The sequence below is a fragment of the Leuconostoc inhae genome (assembly GCF_019656015.1).
GTDB lineage: Bacteria > Bacillota > Bacilli > Lactobacillales > Lactobacillaceae > Leuconostoc > Leuconostoc inhae_A.
In genome coordinates, this window is sequence record NZ_BPKW01000004.1 from 158,393 (window position 1) to 181,349 (window position 22,957).

Here is a 22,957-nt window from a genome sequence, read left to right on the forward strand (position 1 = left end):
TTTTATGAAAAGACGATCTGGACACAATATTAAATGGCCTACCAAGAACAACAACTAGAAAAAATTACTGGTACATTACAAAATGTTATATTTGTATCGTCTGATTCCTACTTTAAAATTTTATCAATTCTGATTGAAGAATCAACGCTTGATAGTTGGACAGAACCTGAAATTATTGCCACCGGAACATTTGCTGATGTGCAAGAAGGCAGTGTCTACGCTTTTTATGGTACTGTTGTGCGACATCCTAAATATGGACAACAACTTAAGGTTATCCGCTATGAAAATGAGCTGCCACCTGATGAAGAAGGCCTCATTAAATATTTTGTCAGTAATCAATTTTCTGGCATTGGTAAAAAAACGGCTGAAAAAATTGTTGATCATTTGGGTGTGAACGCTGTTAATTTGATTTTGGACGATGTGCATGTATTAGATGGCATCATTAAGGAAGTGACTGCAAAAAAACTTGTACATAGTTTGCAATTAAATTTAGGCTTAGAACGATTATTTCAAGTTGGCAATCAATTTGGCATTGGTGCAGATATTGCTGGACGGCTGTACGATCAATATGGCAGTGAAGCACAGGATATTTTGACACAAGATCCCTATCGCTTGGTCTTTGAATTTGATGGTATATCCTTTAAAACGGCGGATATTATTGGAAAAAAAATTGGCATTGACCGTTTAGATGATAAGCGTTTACAGGCAGCAGTTTATGCTGCGATGATGACTATCAGTTTTCAATATGGACATACTTATTTAACGCGCGAACAATTACTGCAATTAACGGCACAATTATTGCGTAATGAAGAAATAGGTCGTGCTATAGATCAAGCAATCACCAAATTATTAGAGACACATGTTTTAGTAGCTGATGCGGATAAATTATATGCATCAGCCCTATACGACGCCGAAACGCAAGTAGCTCATGATTTGAAACGTTTATTGCATGCAAAACAACCATTTGAAATGTCAGCTGAAGATGTTGATATGGCTTTCATTACACCAGGGCAATTAGTACTGGATAGCACACAAATTGCAGCAGTTAAAGCAGGATTAAATGCGCAGGTATTTTTACTGACTGGTGGACCTGGAACAGGCAAGACAACCATCGTACGTTCAATTGTTGCGACATGGCAAAAAATCCTTCAAAATCGTGCTAAATATTCTGATCATGCACGGGATTTTTTGAAAATGTATTCAGTTAAAATGGCCTCGCCAACGGGTCGAGCAGCTAAACGCATGACTGAGGTAACTGGATATGATGCAACAACAATACATCGTTTACTTGGTATTGCAGATTTAGGCGAACCTGAATTTACTGCAGACAACCCGATTTCTGGCGGTCTACTCATTATTGATGAAGCATCAATGTTAGATATTGAATTAACAGGAAAACTACTTGCTGCAGTGCCAAATGGTATGAAGTTAATTATTGTTGGTGATTCAGATCAATTGCCATCAGTTGGACCAGGCAATGTGTTAGCAGATTTGGTTGGTAGTGAAAAAATTACACATGTGGAGCTTGATACCATTTATCGGCAAGGTCGAGGAAGTAGTATTACTACGTTAGCTCAACATATTAAAAATGGTCAGTTACCAAAAGATTTTATGCAAAATCAATCTGATAGATCCACGTTTATGGTATCGCATGATCAAACTGATTCTGCAATTAAGCAGGTGGTCCAAGCAGCTATAAAAAAAGGATATACCCAAGATGATTTACAAATTTTGACACCAATTTATAAAACAACTGCTGGTGTTAATGCACTGAATACAATGGCGCAAGAATTATTTAATCCAATCAAACCAACGCAAAAATCATTGCAATTTGGCACAACAATTTTCCGTAAAGGGGATAAAATTTTGCAATTAGAAAATGATAGCGAACGTGACGTGTATAATGGGGATATGGGGAAAATTGTTGCTGTGCAATATAAAAATGATAAAAGTAATGATGATAATGAGGATCGATTACTGATTGATTTTGATGGCAAAGAATTATCCTATCCCAAGAAAAATTTAAATCAATTAGCACTTGCTTACGCAACGACTGTACATAAGGCACAAGGAAATGAATTCAAACTTGTAATTGTTGCCTTGACAACTCGATTTGGGCCGATGCTAAACCGAAATTTACTCTACACAGGTATCACACGTGCTAAAGAAGCTTTAATTTTGGTTGGTGAATATGAGGCATTTAATCGTGCTGCTCAGACTGCAGTTGCATTTCGAGCAACTTTTTTAAAAGAACGATTACAAAATGAAGCAGTTAGTCAACTTGAAAATAATGATGACAAAAAAATAGAACGCATAGTTTCAAAAAATATACTAACATTTGAAGCTATTCGTTCAGGCACAATTGACCCATTAATTGGATTAAATGGTGTAACACCTTATGATTTTATGCCAAATTAAAGCATGGCCTGTTATAATAAAGTGAGAAAATAAATGGAGTATAAATCATGACGACCCCTGAATATCAGATATTTAGCCTTGGCAGCAATCCAAAATTGGGCAACGAAATTGCTAAAATTTTAGGGACCAAATTATCTGCAATAGATACACGTCAGTTTGCTGACAATGAAATCTACGAACGTATTGAACACACTGTGCGAGGACGTGATTTATATGTCATTCAAGGTATTTCAGATCCGGTGAATGATAACTTTATGAAATTGATGATTTTTATTGATGCAGCCAGGCGTGCATCAGCCAAGACGATTAATGTTGTATTACCTTATTTCGGTTATGCACGCGCAGATCGTAAGGCACGCTCTCGGGAGCCTATTTCAGCACGTTTAATTGCTAACATGTTAGAATCTCAGGGTGTAAAGCGTGTCATAACAATGGATCTTCATGCAGATCAGGTGCAAGGCTTCTTTGATATACCAGTGGATCACTTACTTTCCATGCCTGCATTGGGACACTATTTTTATGAAAATAATTTATTAGGGGATGATCTCGTTGTGGTTGCACCTGATCATTCTAGTGTAGGTCGTGCGCGTAAGTTTGCTGAATTATTGCACGCAGAGTGGGCAGTTGTTGATCGCCGTGTTGATAATTTAGCACCAGATAAGTCGTATGCTGTGACAGGTAATGTTGCAGGTAAAAGAGCAATATTAGTTGATGATATTATTGATACTGCAACGAGTATGGTAGTGGCTAGTGAAGCCTTGGTAGCTTCAGGTGTTACAAACATTTACGCTGTTGCGCCGCATGCTGTTTTTTCAGATCAAGCGGTCAACAGACTGACTGAATCGGCCATTCAACAAGTAATTATAACAAACACTATTGAAGTGCCAGTTGCAAAGCAGTTTAATAAGTTAATACAAATATCTGTTGCAGCACCGTTTGCTGAAACTATTCGCCGTGTTAATGCATTTGAAAGCATAGAAAACATTATGAAGAGCCCGGATAATTTGGATGTGATGTTATGAAAAGTATTAATGTGAAGCCTTTTCTATCACCAGAGTGGTGTATTTCTGGTGAATCGTTTTTGACTACGCAATTTGGCGCATGCATCGAATTGCAAACAACCGATGTTGCAAAAATACAATTGGCGTTTAAAACAAGCAATCAGGTAGTATCTTTTGCTGTCAAAATTAATGAAGAAGATTGGCAAACGTTGCCAGTGGTAGAACAACAATTAACAGTTGCAATACCAACTAAACTAGCGCATATACGAATCATGTTACGTTCAGTTAATTCTAACAGTATGTCCTTGTGGCAACAAAAAATCATCTTATCAACCATGTTGATTGATGGTGGTGAGGTAGCACCAGTTGTGTATGATGTACCCTATGTAACATTTGTTGGGGACTCAATTACGGCTGGAGAAGAAATGGCTTCAGATGGGAATCATCCAGAGTTGAGTTATCCTGTATTAGTTGCTGAGACACTTGGAAAGCCGCTTAATCGCATTGCATATGGTGGCACTGGCTTAACAGCAAATGCGCCATTTCAGGAACCTACGGCAATTTCTGCTTTGTGGCAAGTGGCAGACAACATTGAACGGGAACGTGTCCTAACAGATCTTGTTATTGTGAATTACGGGACTAACGATTTTAATTATGGGGCCACATCAGAAGCTTTCGCATTTGGTTTGCGAATTTATTTGTTAGAATTGATAAAACGCTTTCATTCTGCTAAAATAATTTTGATGATACCTTTTAATGGTGCGTTTAAAGATATTTATCAGACTGAAGCAAAACGATTTGATAGATTTATAATTATGGCAACAGATAATTGGACATTGCCAAATTTGAGAGTACATCCATTAAGCAATGAACATAAGCAAATTGCTGAACATATTTTGAGAGGACTTTAATCATGGTTTATGCAGCAAATGAACAACGTTATGAGAAGCTACCTTATCGTCGAGTAAGTGACTCTGGGCTTATTTTGCCAGCTGTATCTTTTGGCTTATGGCGTAATTTGGGCGACCAAATGCCACTGGAGAATTCTAAAAAAGTTATATTAAAAGCCTTTGATAAAGGTGTTTTTAGTTTTGATAATGCATCTAATTATGGTCCAAGTAATGGCACGGCTGAAGAAACTTTTGGGCAAGTTTTCCGTAGTGATTTAAAGCCGTATCGTGATGAATTAATCATAACAACTAAGGCGGGTTATCATATGTGGCCAGGGCCGTTAGGTGAATTTTCTGGTAAAAAGACACTGACTGCGGCATTAGATCTTAGCCTAAAACGTATGGGTCTTGATTACGTTGACATTTTTTATGCACATCGCTGGGATCCAAACACACGATTGGAAGAAACAGCGTTGGCTTTAGATTTGTTAGTTAAGCAAGGAAAAGCTTTGTATATCGGTGTTTCAAATTATACAGCAGAGCAAACTAAAGCTATTGCTAAAATATTTAATCAGTTAGGAACGCCATTTATAGGTAATCAAGTATCCTATAATATGTTGAATCGTACTGCTGAAAAAGACGGATTACTTGAAGTATTAGATAAGAACCATGCTGGCTTAATTGCTTATGGACCGTTGGCAGAGGGGTTATTGACGGATCGTTACTTGGACGAGATACCTGATGATTATCCAATTCATCGCACAAATGAATTTTTATTTGAATCAGGAAAAACAGCATTGATTACTAAATTAAATGCGCTAAATAATATAGCACTGGCACGTGGTCAAAAATTGTCACAAATGGCACTTGCTTGGTTATTAAAGGATGAGCGTGTACCCAGTGTTGTAATTGGTGCTAGTAATATTGACCATTTATTGGATAATTTATCGTTCAGTGATAACATGGTGTTTAGTGATGATGAGCTTGAACGCATTAAAAGTATTTTAGAAAAATAAAGTTATATCAATACAATATTAGTCAATTATACGAAACGAAAGTAATCAAACGCAATAGTTAATTAACGAACAGCATGTGATATACGAGTTATAATTAAAAATGACAAGGACGCAATGTGATTTCAATCGTACTACTCAAAGCATCAGTTTTACCTTCACAAAATGAGCACCAAGTATTTTTATTTGGACTCGTTTTTTTGGCGACATTTAGTCTTTTTAGTATTGGTCAGTTAATTGTGAATTATAGACGGAAATGGCATAATTTTTCGTTTTATAATGGTATTATAGTTGCGTGTATTGTCACAGTGGTGGCAATCGGTGGTTTGTATGCTTATCAGAACAATACGTTTGGCATCAATGATATGACGCGAAAGCATATTCAAAAACGTGAACGTACCATACTTAATAAAAAAAGTACAAATGATCATACAAAGCGATCTGTGATTTCTAAAATGGTTATGCGTAACGCGGCCAAAGGCTTAGAAAAACAAGGATTTGTTTCTATTCCGAGTCAAAATATTTTATTGCCAATTTATAATGATGCCTATTCTGATAAGGGTTTAAATGCAGGAGCTGATTATGCTAATCGTTCAGAAGTTGATCCGACTGGTCAAAAAAAGCCAATCATGGGTCAGGGTAATTATGGCTTGGCAGCCCACAATTTTAATGATGGTCATACTGGATTCAGTGCATTGCAAGAATCAACAAATCATAATGAACCATATTTGGTTAATGGTCAGTTACGAGGTTCCTCATGGTTAAACGGTCAGAATGTTTTGCTGGCTAACCAGAAGGGAATTTATCGGTATATTATTTATGGACAATCAACAGTTTCAGCAACAGAAGTATCGATTTTAAATCCAACAAAAAATGCTGAATTGACTATCATCAGTTGCTTGTTTCCATCAACACAATATCGTATTATTACGCATGCCAAATTGCAAAAAGCATATACTTGGGATCAAGCACCTGCGAGATATGTCAGTGAGTTTAATTTGAATGTACGCAACACAAATGCACGTGTTAATTGGTGGAACCCTGGAGTAGAAGAAGGTGCTAATGGTAATAAAGGTGGACAAGGTTAATTAAAATACATTGCTTTAATAAATGACGCCACGGAAGTTAAATATATGAAGTATTTCATATATCTAGCCTTCGTGGCGTCATTTATTAATTATAGTGGTTGAATCCAAGTATTTTGAGCACCCGCCTTAGTTAATGCGTTAGCGATTGTAATGGCATCATCATTATTTCTAGCTAAAGCAAACATTGCCCCACCTATGCCAGCACCAGTTAATTTAGCGCCTAATGCACCAGCGTGAATAGCGGCGTTAACAAGGTTATCTAATTTTGGATGAGAAATACCTAGTGATTGCAGTTCATGATGAGCAGCTGTAAATAATAGTCCTGCATGTTCTGGATTATTATTAGTCAAATCAGTGCGTACTTTATTTGCTATTTGCCCAAGATGAACAATTTTTTGCCATGTGAGTTCATAATCGAAATCAAGTTGACTTTTAACAATATTAATAGCATGCATTGTTTGGCCGTGTATACCTGTATCAGCAACGACTAGAGTGCCTGTAAGTGACATTTTAAAGGGTGTTAACTGCTGATGCTTTACAAACCAAATTGGATCATTTGAACTGACAGTAGCAGCATCTAATCCTGATGCTGAGCCATGAGAAATTGTTTCTTCAATATCGGTGAAATATTTTAACTCTGTAGCAATTAATGGCATGTCAGCAAAGTCAAAAAAGGCTTTAGTAATTGAAGTGGCAAAAGCTGCTGAAGCCCCAAAGCCACGTTCTTGAGGAATATTTGTATCAATTGCAAGTGTAAATGGGACATCGGTTAGTTTAAGTTTAGTCAGTAGGTGTAAAATTAATTGACGTAAGCCTTCAACATTAGCGCCAAGTTCGTCTAAATCACCATGAAATGTACTGCTTTCAATGGTTTGGGCACGAAAGGCTGGACGAATAGTCGTTGTAACAGTTAAGTTTGTTAATGGAATTGCGATAGCTGGCTGGCCATACACAACGGCGTGTTCGCCAACTAAAATTATTTTAGCGTGGGCAATCCCGACGCCGATCATTTGATTAATCATATTTTTTCTCCAAATATACTATACTATTGTACCGCATCGCGTTAAATAGTGTAAAATAATAAGAGAATTACGTTGTTAAGTTTGTCGTAAATTTAATATTTAAAGCAAAGTTAACAACGTAATTCAAAAAATAAATTACAGAAAGGTGTTTGTTATGAACGCCAACGAAACCTTTGTAGTTGTCGATCTGGAAACGACGGGGCAGAGTGTCACTAAAGGTGGCCGTATTATACAAATTGGAATGACTTTTATTAAGCATCGTCAGATAATCGATCATTTTGAATCCTTTGTTAATCCTGGCCAATTAATCGATCGTAACATTCAGCAATTAACCCACATTGCTCAAAAAGATGTTAAGAATGCGCCTTATTTTGAAGAATTGGCACCAATGCTACAAAATTTATTAAATGACACAATTATTATCGCGCACAATGTTAATTTTGACTATCCTTATTTAAATGATGAATTTAGACGAACAGGTTTTCCGGAACTGACTTCGTCTGCAATTGATACCGTGCAACTTGCACAAATTCTGTTACCAACAGCTCCTGGGTATCGTTTACTAGATTTGACAACTTATTTAGATATTACATTGAATAATGCGCATCGTGCAAATGCTGATGCGCATGCCACGGCACTATTATTTTTGAAGTTATGGCAACGAGCTGAACAGTTACCTGCTGTTGTTTTGAAACAACTTCAAGATGGTCAATGGCCGTTTTTGAGACAAACACAAGTTTTTTTGAAATTAATCAAAACTAATGGTCAGAGAAAAGATATTAGGTTATTAAAAAATGTTGCGATAAGGCAACCAATGCAAGCGACGATATCCTCTAATCAACCAAATTTACCGAAATACCCAATAGCTACACAGGAAAAAGCAGACATATTTGGTCATTGGTTAACTTCAAATGATGCACAAAATAGCTTAATGAATCGCGTCAATGAATTCATAGTGAAACGAGCTGATGGTATTTTAACAGTACTAACAGCACCAAAAATTGGTAAAACACTTGGCTATCTTGTACCATTATTATTAGATGCAAAATCTAGACCAGTTGTTTTGTTGACCAACGATAGTAGTTTACAAAGCCAACAATTGACGTTGGTTCACAAGCTAACAAAACTTTTGGATATTAAGTTAAACACTGCTATTTTATATGATCCAGCTGAATATATTGATCTTGATCGATTTGTTGCTATTTTGAATAGATCAGTGGATGCGAGTCAAACGCAATTTTTTAAAGCACGGATACTTGTTTGGTTAACACAAACAAAAACAGGTTTATTACGTGAAATACAAGTTGGCGCACAAAATATTGATATGCTTTCAGATATTCAAGGCGATACAGAAAGCCAATATTTCAAACAAGCTCGAGCTAATGCAAATGTTTCAGACGTTATCATTATGAATTTTGAATCGTATTTTAATCAGGAGCAACACTTACGAGTGACTCGAAAAATTGAAAAATGGCCTGTTGTCGTGATGGAAACGCCAAGTCAATTTGTGACAAATTTGCAAAATTATTTTCATGTAGATTTGAATTTGACGCAAGTCCAAAATGTGTTGAAAAATTTAAACCATCAAGAAATTATTGGTTTATCACATAAGCAACGTGTGTTTATTAAGCAGAGCATGAGTGAAGCGTTTAAATTAATTAAACAAATTAATCATGCAGATAAAACGGTGCCTAATTTAAAACGTATTGAACGATTATTAATAATTATTGCGCATTTGACAGATATTATTAAAATCGGTAGCACCCAAGTACCTCATGAATTGAACGAAGGCAAGGAGCAATTGATTAAAATAAAACGATTACAGCAACAGTCTGATGTTATCAGTAGTGTTGAAGTACAAGCTGTTAATGACCAACAGCAAGTCGTTATATCTTTTGATGTGCTTGATAGACGTATTTATCAAGAAAAGTTTATTGTTCACATTCACAAGTTGTTAATTGTGAGTGAATATTTAGACAATACGGTAAGTGAATTTTTACGTGATGCACCAAAAAATATTACCGTAGAACGTGATTTTATTCATAATAAGGCAACACCAGTTCGTATTGTACAAATGCAAAAATCTTCTCCAATTGTACATTTACAAGCCATCACACAACAAAATGTCGGTGAAATACTGATTATTTTGCCAGATATCGAGCGCGTAAATCATTGGTACCAAAAAATAAAACGTACAGTAACAACACAATATAGTATTGTTGCCGAAAGCATTACAGGATCTTTGGAAAAAATACAACGCCAAAGCCACCCTGAACAGGCTAACATTGTCATTGTAACAGATAAAATATTTAGTACGATGTGGTTACGAGATCAAGAAGTGCCAGCTGTGGTTATTGTACCAGAGCGTTTGGTGTGGCAACCGGTATCAAGACTAGCCTTAGTTTTGACGCAAATGCAGAAACATAAGGCACCATTGCTTATTACGCAATTAAACGCCATGCAACGCAATCGATTTAAATCTCAAATTCAAGTGGCACATCATTTTGATGTCAAGAATAATTTAATACAACAGTATAGCCAAATTTTAAAAGATGTTTGATATAATATTAATGAGTGTGTTGGAGGAAATGACAGTATGATGCAATTTAAAGATGATATTAGAATCCGTCATCGCCAAAAACAAAGACATGTTCACTGGGCGCGCGTTTGGTTCATTATCGCGGGTGTTGGTATTTTGCTGAGTGCCTTAGTATTAGGTTATTTTTATGTATCTTTATCTCCTATGCGAGATGATGAAGTACGTTTACAACGTTTTGTAAAAAAAGAGACAGATATTGCTACTGTACAACAAATAAATGTTGACCATCGGCAGAAAACAACTTACGCAATTACTGGAACAACAGCCTCTGGCCAAGAAAAAATAGCTATTGTTAATAGCAAAATGAGTCAAGCAAAAACATATAATCGTAGTGGTGGCTTAACTAATAAGCAATTACGTCAATTAATCTTAACAAACTATAAACCTAAAAAAATCTATTCGGCTAATATTAGTGAATATAAGCAAACATTAGTTTGGGAAGTAAGTTATAAAGGACAAAATAATGCTTTGAATTATGTCACATTAGATTTCAAGACAGGGAAGCCATATCGTGCGATTAATGGTCTTTAGGGAGAAAAAATGATTTCAGAAAAAGCGAAGGCGGTTCAACCTGCAGCAACGTTGGCAATGAGTAAATTAGCGAAAGATATGCAAGCTGAAGGTATTGATGTCATTAATTTAGGTGTCGGTGAATCTGATTTTCAAACGCCACAACATATTGCCAAAGCAGCAACGCTAGCGATAGAATCAAATAAAACTAGCTTTTATACACCAACTAGTGGTGTGAAAGAATTAAAACAAGCCATTGTTAATCAGGTTGAGCAACGTTATCAGGCTAGCATTAAATTGAATAATGTTACGGTGACAACAGGTGCTAAATTATCATTATATGTCTTAATGCAAACACTTTTGAACCCGAATGATATTGTTGTTGCAGCAGCACCACTATGGGTAAGTTATATTGAACAAATTAAACTAGCGGGGGGGATAGTACAAACTATTCTGCCAAAAAATGATGAACTGAAACTAACCGTTGCTGACCTAGAAAAATTATCGGATCAAATCAAGCTAATTATTGTTAATTCACCAACAAACCCAACTGGTCAGGTTTATTCACGTCAGGAATTGATAGAAATATTAGATTGGGCTAAAAAGCATGATACGTATATTATTTTAGATGAAATTTATGGACAGCTTGTTTATAATGGTGCGGTATTCACTTCAGGGTTACAAATTAAAACACTGGAAAATAGTCGTATGATTATTGTGGATGGTGTTTCAAAAGCTTATGCGATGACAGGATGGCGTATTGGATGGACCTTGGCTTCTTCTGAAATTATCGCTGCAATGAATAAACTACTTGATCATATGACATCAAATCCCACAGCGGTCGCACAGTATGCAGCAATTGCTGCACTAAATGGTGATCAAAGTAGTGTTGAAACGATGCGCCTCGCCTTTGAAAAAAGATTGAATACAACGTTTGATTTATTAAATACTGTACCTGGTTTACAGGTAACAACTAAGCCACAAGGTGCGTTTTATTTGTTTCCAAAAGTGTCAGCAGAAATATTGTTAGCTGCAGGTGTAGCTAATACGACTGACTTATCAATGAAAATTTTAGAAGAAGCACACGTTGCCATGCCCTCTGGAGAAGGCTTCGGTATGCCAGGTTATTTACGTATGGGCTACGCTAAGGATCAAGAGGTACTAAACGAAGCGGTACGAAGATTGACTACGTTCTTTCAACAATATATTTAACTAAAAATTAGGAGAAATATGCCTATAATTATTAAATAATTTTTGATCATGTGTGACTAACGGTCATATTAAAACAAATGATTATTTTAATTGTTGTAGACATGTAAAAGATATATCTATGGTACAAGAAATTCCCACAATACAAATAATTGACGCTAAAAATTATGTCGGTCAAACAGTTAAGATTGGTGCATGGTTACGTCAAAAGCGCGGGTCAGGAAAATTGGCCTTTTTGCAACTACGTGATGGTTCTGCTTTTTTTCAAGCTGTGGTTGTCAAGGCAGATATTTCAGAAACACTTTTTGAACTTGCTAAGGGATTGAAGCAAGAGACCAGTTTATATGTGACTGGTGAGATTCATGAAGATGCACGATCATCATTTGGATATGAAATGGCTGTTTCCAATATTGAAATCATTGGTGAAAGTCATGATTATCCAATTACGCCTAAAGAACATGGCACAGAGTTTTTGTTTGACGAACGGCATTTGTATTTACGCCATTTAAAGCCCTTTGCAACTTTAAAAATTCGTAACACACTTATTGCAGCAACTTATGAGTTTTTCAATAATGAAGGATTTACAAAGTTGGACTCACCATTGTTGACTGGATCAGCACCGGAGGGCACTACTGACCTATTCGAAACTGATTATTTTGGAGAATCTGCATTCTTGTCACAAACAGGGCAATTATATGCTGAAGCAGGGGCGATGGCATTTGGAAAGGTCTTTACATTTGGACCAACATTTCGAGCTGAAAAATCTAAAACACGTCGTCATTTAACAGAGTTTTGGATGATTGAACCAGAAATGGCGTTCATGCATCAAGAAGAAAGTTTGGTTGTGCAGGAACGTTATATTTCATTTCTAATTTCAAAAGTTTTGGAGAAAAATGAGCAGGAATTAGACATTTTAGAACGTGATAAAGACTTACTTCGTTCATATACTGAATTACCTTATCCACGTGTGAGTTATGATGATGCAATTAAATTATTACAAGACAATGGCTTTGATGTTGAATGGGGTGTTGATTTTGGTTCACCTGAAGAAACATTTTTAGCCAATCATTTTGCTAAGCCTGTATTTATTGTAAATTTCCCTAAGGCAATTAAAGCTTTTTATATGAAACGTCACGCCACACGTGAAGACGTTGTTGTGTCAGCAGACTTGTTGGCACCAGAGGGCTACGGCGAAATTATTGGTGGTTCAGAGCGTGATACGGACTATGAGTATCTTAAACAACGTATTAAAGAAGAAGGGTTGAGTCTTGAAGAGTACGGTTGGTATTTAGATTTGCGCAAATACGGTTCTGTACCACATGCAGGATTTGGTCTTGGACTGGAACGGTTGGTAACCTTTGTGACTGGTGAAGAGCATATTCGTGAAGCAATTCCATTCCCTCGTATGACTAATCGTTTACGACCTTAATTTAAAATCTAAGAAGTGCTTTTTGAAACGCCTATTCAAAAAACATGTTAGACTATAGTGAGATGTAAAAACGTCCAAGTAAGGCTTGGACGTTTTTAAAACGACATCGAAATAGAATGAAAGCGGTAGGAATATGGCGTTAGAAAAGCGTTTGCAACAATATATTCATGCTGGTCAATTAAGTATTAGTAATGATTTATTACTACATTATCAAGAAATTGGCATGAATAATGATGATTTAGCTATTTATTTACAAGTGACACGTATTCAAAGTCAAGGAGACTCAGCAAGCCCAAGCACTTTAGCTCGTGTGTTACATTTGACAGAAAGTGTTATTGTTGCACGACTTAAAAGTTTAATTACGCGTGAATTGATGATTATTTCATCTGCAACCAAACAAGTTGAAACCTATGATTTTACGCCAATGATTGAAAAATTGTTACAAGGAAAACAGGTTGCTGAGAAGCCAATTATTTCTGACGGTAAATCGGCGCGCAAAGAAATATTCCAAACCATAGAAGTAGAATTTGGTAGACCACTAACACCAATGGAGATGCAAACAATTGGTCATTGGTTTGATCAAGATCATTTTGAACCCGATTTGATGTTACTCGCGATACAAGAAGCTGTTGCCAATAACGCACGTAGTTTGAGATATATTGAAACGATATTAGTTAATTGGCAACGTGATAGCGTTAAAACACCTGCACAAGCTCAAATTGCAAAGCAAAAAAGACGAGGTGTAACTTACACTTACGATAATTTATTTTAATATAATGCTTGGGACTGTATCACCTAAAGACAAATGAAATCCAAAAATGGGTAGCTGTTTAGTAGATAGTAACTGAGTATTGCCACTCATATCACGTAAACGCGTGGTTAGTTGGGAGAGAGTCATTGGCTTTTTTCCAGTAACGATTTGTAAGTTTGGAGAATTAGGAATGTAACGTATTTGTGAGATTGCTATAGCCATCCCTGCTTCTTGATAAAACAACAAGCTTTTAGGTGACATATATTGCGTTAGATTTTCGAAGTCTATTAATTTCATATTAACCACCATATCAGAACATAGATTAATTAAACATTGTTTTACTAAATCTAGTATAAAGGAAAACTAATGGAAAAAACATATCATTTAATGGCAACAGCAGCAGCGGGGCTTGAGTCTCTTGTTGGGAAAGAACTTGAACGTTTAAATTACGATCATCAAGTGGAAAATTATCGCGTACGATTTGAAGGCACTGCTCGAGATATTTTGAATACAAATGTTTGGTTACGTACTGCAGATCGTATTAAAATTATTGTTGGTGAATTTGATGCAACAACATTTGATGACCTGTTTGAAGGCGTGAAGGCATTACCTTGGGAAGAATATCTGAACTATGATTCAGAATTTCCAGTTGCCGGTCGATCAAAAAAATCAGAGTTGTTTAGTGTACCTGATGTACAAGCAATTACAAAAAAAGCGATTGTTAGTCGTTTGCAGGATGCGTATCATATTCATACACGCTTGCCTGAAAATGGTTATTTTGCACAGCTAGAAGTCATGATTGATAAAGATCATGTGATTGTTACACTTGATACAACGGGCCCTTCATTGTTCAAACGTGGGTACCGTGTAAATAAGGGTGGCGCACCATTAAAAGAAAACTTTGCAGCAGCATTAGTTTTACTAACTAATTGGCATCCAGACAGACCCTTTGTAGATCCAACGACCGGTTCTGGTACAATTGCTATTGAAGCAGCTTTGATTGGCCGGAATATTGCACCTGGGTTAATTCGTGATTTTGATGTTGAACAAATGGATTGGTTTGACAAATCATTATCTGAAACAGTTCGCGATGAGGCTGAGGCACAAGCAGATTATGATCGCGTTCTTGACATAGAAGCTTTTGATAATGATGCAAATATGATTGAAATTGCGATTGAAAATGCAAAACATGCAGGTCTTAGCAAAGATATTGTGTTCACACATTTAGCAGCTAAAGATTGGCAAACTGATAAGGTCAATGGTGTGTTAGTTTCTAACCCACCATATGGTGAAAGATTAGGTGAATTGGAAGCAGCCCAAGAGCTGTATGTAGAGATGGGAAATATTTATCGTCAACTACCTAGTTGGAGTAAGTACATTTTGACAAGCGATTTAGAGTTTGAAACATCTTACGGTGAAAAGGCAACAAAACGCCGTAAATTATATAATGGGGCCATGCGTGTTGATTATTTTCAGTATTGGGGCAAACGGGCTAAGTAATAGGGCGGAAGTTTTAATGCATTGATGCATTAAAACTTTTTTTCTTTGCGTAACGCATTAAAAAATTAACAATTGTTAATGACATGGATCAACTTGAGTAGAACATTGTGTTTTTATTCTAAAAGTGACTGTGACGTGTGGTAAAATAAATAGTATTTATAAAGGAGTGATTACGGTTGTCGTAGTCAAACACGAATATGCTAGTATATATGCGTCAAGCGCAAAATAATGATGTAATTGATATCTTAAATATTATTGAGACTGCACGTATTTATCTCAACCAACAGGGAGTCAACCAGTGGCAATTAGGTTATCCAAATCAAGACACCATTTTAAGTGATTTAAATCAGAAAATAGGCTACGTACTTATTGTAGCTGATCAAGTAGCTGGGTATGTTGCGATAGTATCAGGAGAAGAACCCAATTATAAAAAAATTGAATTGGGTCAATGGTTAAACAAATCAACTGACTATGTTGTCATTCATCGATTTGCATTGTCACCACTTTACAGGGGACAAAAATTGACCCAACGATTTATGACAGCTATTTTGACTTATTTTTTTGAGCGGCAGGCTTTTGATTTTAGAATTGATACGCATCCTGAAAATATCCCAATGCAAGCTGTTATACGAGACAATGGTTTTACTAAACAAGGTATTGTGCGTATTGACGAAGGTACTGATAGTAGTATACGTTGGGCGTATCAATTATTGTTAAAGTAGTTCTCTTTACTTATTAAAAGTAAGCTGTTATGATAAATATATAATCTATTTAAATAGACAAGCAAATTTAAGGAGAAACTGTGTGGCACTAAGTATTGGCTAAACTTGTCCAATACTTGATATAACGCAAAAAATAATTATGACATTTACCGATTTACAAAAGCAGCGGCGAACGACCTACGTTTTGGGCAAAAAAATGACTCAAACACCCGAAGATATTTTTGAAATTGTAAAATCTGCTGTTAAAAATTCACCAACAGCATTTAATAATCAGACTGTACGTACAATCGTATTGACTGGGGACTCGCATGAAAAATTGTGGCAGTTAACTGCAGACCGTCTAAAATTAGAAGTGCCAGATGAAGCCACTTATAATAATACGTTAGCTAAGATTAATAGTGCATTTAAAGCTGGATATGGGACTATTTTATTTTTTACCGATACATCAGTAGTTAAGTCTTTTGAAGAAAATATTCCGTTATATGCTGAAAATTTTTATGACTGGTCGGAACAAGGACATGGTATTGCTGAGTATGCAACATGGTTAGCACTAACAGAATCTGGACTTGGTGCGTCATTACAGCATTATAATCCACTGATTGATGAACAAGTGGCAGAAAGCTTTAACGTACCATCATCATGGCGTTTACGAGCACAAATGCCTTTTGGATCAATTGAATCACCAGCAGATGATAAAACATTTGTAGCTGATGAGGATCGCTTTAAATTGTTTAAATCATAAGCTAATTATAGTTACTAAAAAGCAAGTGAGAAACCTGAATTTTCAGATTTCTCACTTGCTTTTTGTTTGCGTAAACTTCGCTTTTAAAGCAGCAACTTGTTCGGCCTTAGTCAATTGTGTTTGTTGACCTGACTTGTAATTAGCATTAGCTTGCTTTTGTTTAAAATCAATTTGATAACGTCCCATAGTATAACTCCTTTTTGTGTCTTTAATAGTATACCTTATTTTATGCGTGAAAGGTTAAATAAAATAAGGTCGACCGTGGTAAAATGAAGGCAACTGACGAATAAGGAGAAACTCTATGGTGAATTTAGCGGATGTCGCACATCAAGCACATGTGTCAAAAATGACGGTTAGTCGGGTGATAAATCATCCTGAAAAAGTGTCTACGGAAGTGAGAACAGCTGTTATGGCAGCGATTGAGTTAATTGGCTATCAGCCAAATCGTATTGCTAAAGCGTTGGTGAATCACCAAAACTATGTGATTCAATTTTTAGTACTGGAAGATGTTGTTACGGTCGAACCTAATTATGCTATTTTATTATTACACCTTGCCGATGTTTTGAATCAAAAAGGTTATACTTTGGAAATTAGTACGACAATCACTGATAATGACCATATTGATGGCATCATCGTCAGTGGATGGCGTCAATCGGACTTATTAGCATTAGAAGCGTTACGTGTACCGGTTGTCCTTTATGGCGAATCACCAACAGATCACGATATGGCATATGTTGACGTTGATAATCGAATTGGAACGATGTTAGCGACAAGGCACATGATTAATGCTGGCTATCAAAAAATTATTTATGTTGGTATGGATGTTGATTTACCTTTTTCAAATGAACGTGAGTTGGGCTATTTAGACACAATGGTTGCCAAAAAACGTGTATCAAGAGTCTATACTGTAGCCAATCACTCACATATAGCAGAACAATTAATTCACAACATTATGGCACAATTACCTAAAAATACAGGTATTGTTTGTGCAACTGATCGTATTGCATTAGGTGTTGTGCGCGCCTTGAACAAAAAAAACGGCGTACCGGAACAATATGGTGTGATTGGATTTGATGGTGTATTTATTGATCAAATTTCATCGCCACAATTAACCACAGTTCATCAACCATTTGCAAAAATTGCGCAATCACTGGTAGACAATTTGTTCTTGCAATTACAAAATAGTGAACTGGTAATGCAACGTATAGCACCAGAGTTAATACGTCGTGATACAACTCGGGCCTAAAAAGATGTTACCGTTAACAGCTCGTTGGCTATTTCATTTGATGATAGCGTGTCTTATACTAAATATTGTAAACGTTTACATGAAAAAATTTAGTTTGAAGGAGATTACTATGGCTAACAAAAAAACAGGGCAGGGATTGCCGAATTTACCACTTAGCACGATTTGGATGCTGAGTTTCGGCTTTTTGGGCGTACAAATGGCATTCTCACTGCAGAGTTCCCAAATGGGGCGTATTTTTCAGACGTTAGGTGCGGACCCAACGAAACTGGGATTTTTCTTTATTTTACCACCGTTGGCAGGGCTGTTTGTTCAACCACTTGTTGGTTATTTCTCAGATCGTACATGGACGAAGCGTTTTGGACGTCGAATGCCTTACTTATTAGTTGGTGCTTTAGTATCTGTTATTGTGATGTTCTTGTTACCAAACTCTGGTAGTTTTGGGCTCTCAACAACTGCTGGTTTATGGTTTGGTGCTATCACGATTTTATTCATGGATTTGAGTTCAAATGTTGCCATGCAACCTTTTAAAATGGTTGTTGGTGACATGGTTAATGAAGATCAAAAATCATATGCTTATTCAATTCAGAGCTTCTTATCAAATACTGGTTCTGTTCTGGCAACGATTTTCCCATTCTTATTGACAGCAATTGGTGTTGCCAACACAGCACCTAAAGGTCAAGTACCAGCATCAGTTATTATTTCATTCTATGTTGGTGCGATTGTTCTAGTTGTTTTTTCACTGATCGCAGTCTTCAATGTTAAAGAATACGATAACGCCACATATGAGTTGTATCATGGGTATGCTTTAAATATACCAAATGATGGGAAGGGTGGATTCGTAACATTGTTAAAGCGCGCACCTAAGACATTTTGGATGGTAACGTTGACGCAATTCTTCTGCTGGATGGCGTTCCAGTATTTGTGGACGTATGGTACTGGCGCTGTGGCTGACAATATTTTTCATGCGACCGACCCAACCACAGCTGGTTATCAAAATGGTGGTAACTGGTTCGGTATCATGTCCGCAGTGTATGCAGTTGCTGCAGTCTTATGGTCATTAGTTTTGTCAAAGATTCCAGCAACAAAGAATAAGACAGGTTATGCTTTATCATTATTATTAGGCGCAATTGGTTTCACCTCAGTGTTCTTTATCCACTCACAGTACTTATTAATTGCATCATTTATTCTAATCGGTATTTCATGGGCTGGCATGATGGCATATCCATTTATTATGGTAACCAATGCGCTGCCCGGTGATCACATGGGTACGTATTTAGGCTTGTTTAATGGTTCAATTTGCTTACCACAAATTGTTGCCTCAGTTGCAAGTTTCGTAGTGTTCCCAGCACTTGGTTCACATTTTCCATCAATGATATTGGTTTCCGGTATCTTAATGCTAGTTGGTGCAATTAGTGTGGGATTTATTAACGAAATTCATAGTAATCCTGTGAATGCATAACAATAATGTTTAGCGCTGAAGCGAAGCATTAGAAAAATTGAAGAGGTAAAAAGTCTTATGAAACGAATTTTTGAAGTTGATCCTTGGACAGTCACATCACATGATTTGAATCCTGAAGATAAGCGTCTGCAAGAATCTATGACGAGTTTGGGGAACGAGTACATGGGCATGCGCGGTATGTTTGAAGAAGTGTACTCTGGTGACACACATCAAGGCATTTACGTTGGTGGTGTCTGGTTCCCTGATAAAACACGTGTTGGTTGGTGGAAAAATGGTTATCCACTTTATTTTGGTAAAGCCATCAATGCATTAAACTATGTCAAAGCAGACATTCACGTAGACGGTAATCAAGTTGATTTAGCTAAAAATGACGTGACTGATTTCGAAGTATCTTTAGATATGAAAACTGGTGTGTTGAAGCGTACTTTTACTGTATTTGGTGTAAAGTTTAATATTACGCGTTTGGTTTCAGCAGCAGTTAAGGAATTGGCAGATGTTCATTATGACTTGTCATCAGCTGATGGTCAAAAGCACCAAATTCGATTTGATGCTAGTATCGACGGCGATGTTGCCAATGAAGACGCTAACTACGATGAGAAATTCTGGCAAGTTTTGGATGCTGGCAATGAAACAAATGCATCATTCATTGCTACGCAAACCATTGAAAATCCATTTGGTGTGCCACAATTTACTGTTGTTGCACGTCAAAGTTTTGTTGGCGGCGAAAAGCACGGTAGCAATCGCTCTGAGAAGGAAGTGACAGATAACTTTGATATTGAAGTACCAGCAAAAGGTTCAGTGATTTTTGAAAAACGTATCATTGTGACAACTTCACGTGACTACGACGGTTTAGACAAAATCATTGCTGCAGGTGACACATTGACCAAAGATATTGCTACAAAATCATATGATGATATTTACAATGCGCATGCACAAGAGTGGGCAAATCGTTGGGAAAAGGCCGATGTCCAGATTGAAGGTGACGATGCTGCGCAACAAGGTATTCGTTTCAATTTATTCCAACTATTCTCAACTTATTATGGCAATGATCCACGCTTGAACATTGGACCAAAAGGTTTCACGGGTGAAAAGTATGGTGGGGCCACATATTGGGATACGGAAGCCTTTGCAATTCCTGTTTATCTTGGTGTTGCTGACCCATCAGTGACCCGTTCATTGCTACAATATCGTTTTGACCAATTGGATGGCGCTTTCCATAATGCCAAAGAACAAGGATTGAAAGGTGCTCTGTACCCAATGGTAACCTTTGATGGTATTGAGTCACACAACGAGTGGGAAATTACGTTTGAAGAAATTCACCGTAATTCCACCATTGCTTATGCAATTTACAATTACACTAACATCACGGGCGATCACTCATGGTTAGATGGTGATGGCGCACAGGTTTTGTATAATATTGCCCGTTTCTGGGCTGATCGTGTTCATTATTCTGCACGAAACGATAAGTATATGATTCATGGTGTTACGGGTCCTAACGAGTATGAGAACAATGTTAATAATAATTTCTACACGAACTGGATGGCTAAATGGGTCTTACAATATTCGCTTGAACACTATGATGAAATTAATGCTGATGAAAAAGCAAAGTTAGCTTTGACTAATGATGAATTAGCAAAGTGGCAAGAAATTGTTGATAAAATGTACTTGCCAGAGGCTGATGTTGAAACCAAAACAGGTAAAAAGCATATCTTTGTTCAGCATGATACATTCTTGGATAAAGATTTGACACCAATTGCTGATATGCCACAAGACATTCGACCAATTAACCAAAATTGGTCATGGGATCGCATCTTGCGATCACCATATATTAAGCAATCTGATACATTACATGCCATGTTCTATTTCCCAGACGCATTCACAAAAGAAGAAAAGCGTAGCAACTTCGAATTCTATGAACCACTGACAGTGCATGAATCATCGTTGTCGCCATCAGTTCATTCAATTTTGGCTGCTGACTTACAAATGGTGGATAAAGCGATTGAGATGTACGAACGTGCGGCCCGTTTGGACTTGGACAACTACAATAACGATACGTCAGATGGTTTGCATATAACCGCTATGACAGGTTCATGGCTAGCAATTGTGCAAGGTTTCGCTGGCATGCGTGTTCGTGACAACAAGCTTCATTTGAAACCGTTCTTGCCAAAGAACTGGACAAAATATGCCTTTCGTTTGGTATTTCGCGGTCATGTTTTGGAAGTGTCAGTCGATGGTCAAGGGGCGCATGTTGACTTGATTTCAGGTGAACCATTGATTATTGACTTATTGGGTCAAGATGTCACGTTGACAAAATAATGAGAATTAAGAATGAGCGAGGAATCGCTCATTTGCAATATAGCAGGAAAGGGTATCATGAAGGTAGTAGAAAAAGAATTTGGGCAGTTACCTGACGGCAAAATCGTGACAGCATTTACCCTAGAAAATACCAATCATACACAAATCACAGCGATTTCGTATGGGGCGACTTGGCAATCATTTTCAGTTGAGCGTGATGGCGAAAAACAAGAATTGCTAGTGCAATTTGACGATTTAGCCGCATACTTAGATAATCCGTTCCACTTTGGTAATACAATTGGTCGTGTCGGTGGGCGTCTGTCAAAGACTGAATATACTCTTAATGGCACACAGTTTACTTTGACACCTAATGATCATGGCAATGTTCTACATTCCGGGATTAATGGCTTCGATGCTGTTAATTGGCACGGCGAAGCACATCATATGGAAACAGCAGCTGAAGTTATTTTTACACGAACTTTTGATGATGAATTTGCTGGTCAACTAGATGCACAAGTGACTTATCGTTTGGATGACGAGGATCGTTTAGAAATTATATTTAGTGGCGTTTCAACTGAAAATACATTGTTTAATCCGATGACGCATGTCTACTTTAATTTAGTAGGAAAAAACAAAGATATTAGTCAACACAAATTACAAATTGCATCGCGACAACATCTTGAAGTTAATCATGATACAATTCCAACTGGTAAATTGATTGACAATCAATTTACCAAATTTGATTTCGCGCATTTGCATGCTTTGGGACAAGAACATTATGATGATGCTTGGGTATGCGATCCCGATCGTCAAGGAGTAAGCGTGGGCCTCACTTCGCCTGATGAAACTGTGACATTGACCGTTGATTCAGATCGTAATGGTGTTGTTATCTTTACTGCTAACCCTGATGATAGTAGTTCAATTAAGACTGCGTTGGCTATTGAGATGCAGACATTGCCTGATGCGGTCAATCATGAAGGTTTTGGCGATATTGTTTTGCCAGCAAATGACACAAAAACATATACGGTAACTTACCAAATTAAAAAAAGTGAGGATAAATAAG

At 36.9% G+C, this 22,957-nt stretch carries 20 protein-coding genes; 17 read left to right on the forward strand and 3 right to left on the reverse strand.

All coding sequences use genetic code 11. The features are described 5' to 3' along the window. The first annotated feature begins 33 nt into the window (after positions 1–33). From recD2 to K5Q14_RS03205, 5 genes are all read left to right on the forward strand, one after another. Complete coding sequence (recD2, locus tag K5Q14_RS03185; RefSeq protein WP_220734386.1) at positions 34–2,418, forward strand: SF1B family DNA helicase RecD2; 2,385 nt, start codon at positions 34–36, stop codon at positions 2,416–2,418. 47 nt (positions 2,419–2,465) lie between these two features. Continuing rightward, positions 2,466–3,440 carry a ribose-phosphate diphosphokinase gene (locus K5Q14_RS03190; RefSeq protein ID WP_220734387.1) on the forward strand — a complete coding sequence of 325 codons (975 nt, stop codon included), beginning with the start codon at positions 2,466–2,468 and terminating at the stop codon, positions 3,438–3,440. After that, a complete protein-coding gene (locus tag K5Q14_RS03195) occupies positions 3,437–4,330 on the forward strand; it encodes a GDSL-type esterase/lipase family protein (RefSeq protein WP_220734388.1) in 894 nt (297 codons plus the stop codon). Before K5Q14_RS03190 ends, K5Q14_RS03195 begins: the two co-directional genes overlap by 4 nt. Positions 4,331–4,332: 2 nt before the next feature. Next, positions 4,333–5,325: an aldo/keto reductase gene (locus tag K5Q14_RS03200; protein WP_220734389.1), complete on the forward strand. Its 993-nt coding sequence runs from the start codon at positions 4,333–4,335 to the stop codon at positions 5,323–5,325. Positions 5,326–5,441: 116 nt separating this feature from the next. Next, positions 5,442–6,410, forward strand: a complete 969-nt coding sequence (locus K5Q14_RS03205) for a class A sortase (RefSeq protein ID WP_220734390.1) — start codon at positions 5,442–5,444, stop codon at positions 6,408–6,410. A gap of 89 nt (positions 6,411–6,499) precedes the next feature. On the opposite strand, the gene mvk is transcribed toward K5Q14_RS03205, so the two are convergent. Beyond that, entirely contained in the window at positions 6,500–7,432 is a 933-nt protein-coding gene (gene mvk, locus K5Q14_RS03210) for a mevalonate kinase (protein WP_220734391.1), read from the reverse strand. Positions 7,433–7,586: 154 nt separating this feature from the next. On the opposite strand from mvk, the gene K5Q14_RS03215 reads away from it, so the two are divergent. The 5 genes from K5Q14_RS03215 (at position 7,587) to K5Q14_RS03235 (ending at position 13,951) form a co-directional block, all read left to right on the forward strand. After that, positions 7,587–9,992 carry an exonuclease domain-containing protein gene (locus K5Q14_RS03215; protein ID WP_220734392.1) on the forward strand — a complete coding sequence of 802 codons (2,406 nt, stop codon included), beginning with the start codon at positions 7,587–7,589 and terminating at the stop codon, positions 9,990–9,992. A 36-nt stretch (positions 9,993–10,028) separates the two neighbouring features. Beyond that, complete coding sequence (locus tag K5Q14_RS03220; protein ID WP_220734393.1) at positions 10,029–10,562, forward strand: cell wall elongation regulator TseB-like domain-containing protein; 534 nt, start codon at positions 10,029–10,031, stop codon at positions 10,560–10,562. Between the two features lie 9 nt (positions 10,563–10,571). Continuing rightward, entirely contained in the window at positions 10,572–11,753 is a 1,182-nt protein-coding gene (locus K5Q14_RS03225; protein WP_220734394.1) for a pyridoxal phosphate-dependent aminotransferase, read from the forward strand. A 118-nt stretch (positions 11,754–11,871) separates the two neighbouring features. Continuing rightward, the gene (gene asnS / locus K5Q14_RS03230; RefSeq protein WP_220734395.1) at positions 11,872–13,179 is read left to right on the forward strand and encodes an asparagine--tRNA ligase; all 1,308 of its coding nucleotides are present in this window, start codon (positions 11,872–11,874) and stop codon (positions 13,177–13,179) included. A 133-nt stretch (positions 13,180–13,312) separates the two neighbouring features. Next, a complete protein-coding gene (locus K5Q14_RS03235) occupies positions 13,313–13,951 on the forward strand; it encodes a DnaD domain-containing protein (protein WP_220734396.1) in 639 nt (212 codons plus the stop codon). Here K5Q14_RS03235 and K5Q14_RS03240 read toward each other — a convergent pair. Then, positions 13,943–14,227: a hypothetical protein gene (locus tag K5Q14_RS03240; protein ID WP_220734397.1), complete on the reverse strand. Its 285-nt coding sequence runs from the start codon at positions 14,225–14,227 to the stop codon at positions 13,943–13,945. The genes K5Q14_RS03235 and K5Q14_RS03240 overlap by 9 nt on opposite strands. 69 nt (positions 14,228–14,296) lie before the next feature. On the opposite strand from K5Q14_RS03240, the gene K5Q14_RS03245 reads away from it, so the two are divergent. From K5Q14_RS03245 to K5Q14_RS03255, 3 genes are all read left to right on the forward strand, one after another. Then, on the forward strand, positions 14,297–15,430 hold the full coding sequence (locus K5Q14_RS03245; protein ID WP_220734398.1) for a THUMP domain-containing class I SAM-dependent RNA methyltransferase: 1,134 nt from the start codon (positions 14,297–14,299) through the stop codon (positions 15,428–15,430). 209 nt (positions 15,431–15,639) lie between these two features. Beyond that, positions 15,640–16,152 (forward strand): GNAT family N-acetyltransferase, encoded by a 513-nt coding sequence (locus K5Q14_RS03250; RefSeq protein WP_220734399.1) that lies wholly within the window; start codon positions 15,640–15,642, stop codon positions 16,150–16,152. A 139-nt stretch (positions 16,153–16,291) separates the two neighbouring features. Further along, on the forward strand, positions 16,292–16,894 hold the full coding sequence (locus K5Q14_RS03255) for a nitroreductase family protein (protein WP_220734400.1): 603 nt from the start codon (positions 16,292–16,294) through the stop codon (positions 16,892–16,894). 51 nt (positions 16,895–16,945) lie between these two features. On the opposite strand, the gene K5Q14_RS09885 is transcribed toward K5Q14_RS03255, so the two are convergent. Next, positions 16,946–17,080, reverse strand: a complete 135-nt coding sequence (locus K5Q14_RS09885) for a hypothetical protein (protein ID WP_281419673.1) — start codon at positions 17,078–17,080, stop codon at positions 16,946–16,948. Positions 17,081–17,195: 115 nt separating this feature from the next. On the opposite strand from K5Q14_RS09885, the gene K5Q14_RS03260 reads away from it, so the two are divergent. The 4 genes from K5Q14_RS03260 (at position 17,196) to K5Q14_RS03275 (ending at position 22,956) form a co-directional block, all read left to right on the forward strand. After that, a complete protein-coding gene (locus tag K5Q14_RS03260) occupies positions 17,196–18,140 on the forward strand; it encodes a LacI family DNA-binding transcriptional regulator (protein ID WP_220734401.1) in 945 nt (314 codons plus the stop codon). 109 nt (positions 18,141–18,249) lie between these two features. Further along, positions 18,250–19,599 (forward strand): SLC45 family MFS transporter, encoded by a 1,350-nt coding sequence (locus tag K5Q14_RS03265; protein WP_220734402.1) that lies wholly within the window; start codon positions 18,250–18,252, stop codon positions 19,597–19,599. Between the two features lie 57 nt (positions 19,600–19,656). Next, positions 19,657–21,915: a glycoside hydrolase family 65 protein gene (locus K5Q14_RS03270; RefSeq protein ID WP_220734403.1), complete on the forward strand. Its 2,259-nt coding sequence runs from the start codon at positions 19,657–19,659 to the stop codon at positions 21,913–21,915. Between the two features lie 57 nt (positions 21,916–21,972). Further along, a complete protein-coding gene (locus tag K5Q14_RS03275; protein WP_220734404.1) occupies positions 21,973–22,956 on the forward strand; it encodes an aldose epimerase family protein in 984 nt (327 codons plus the stop codon). Position 22,957: the final 1 nt, after the last annotated feature.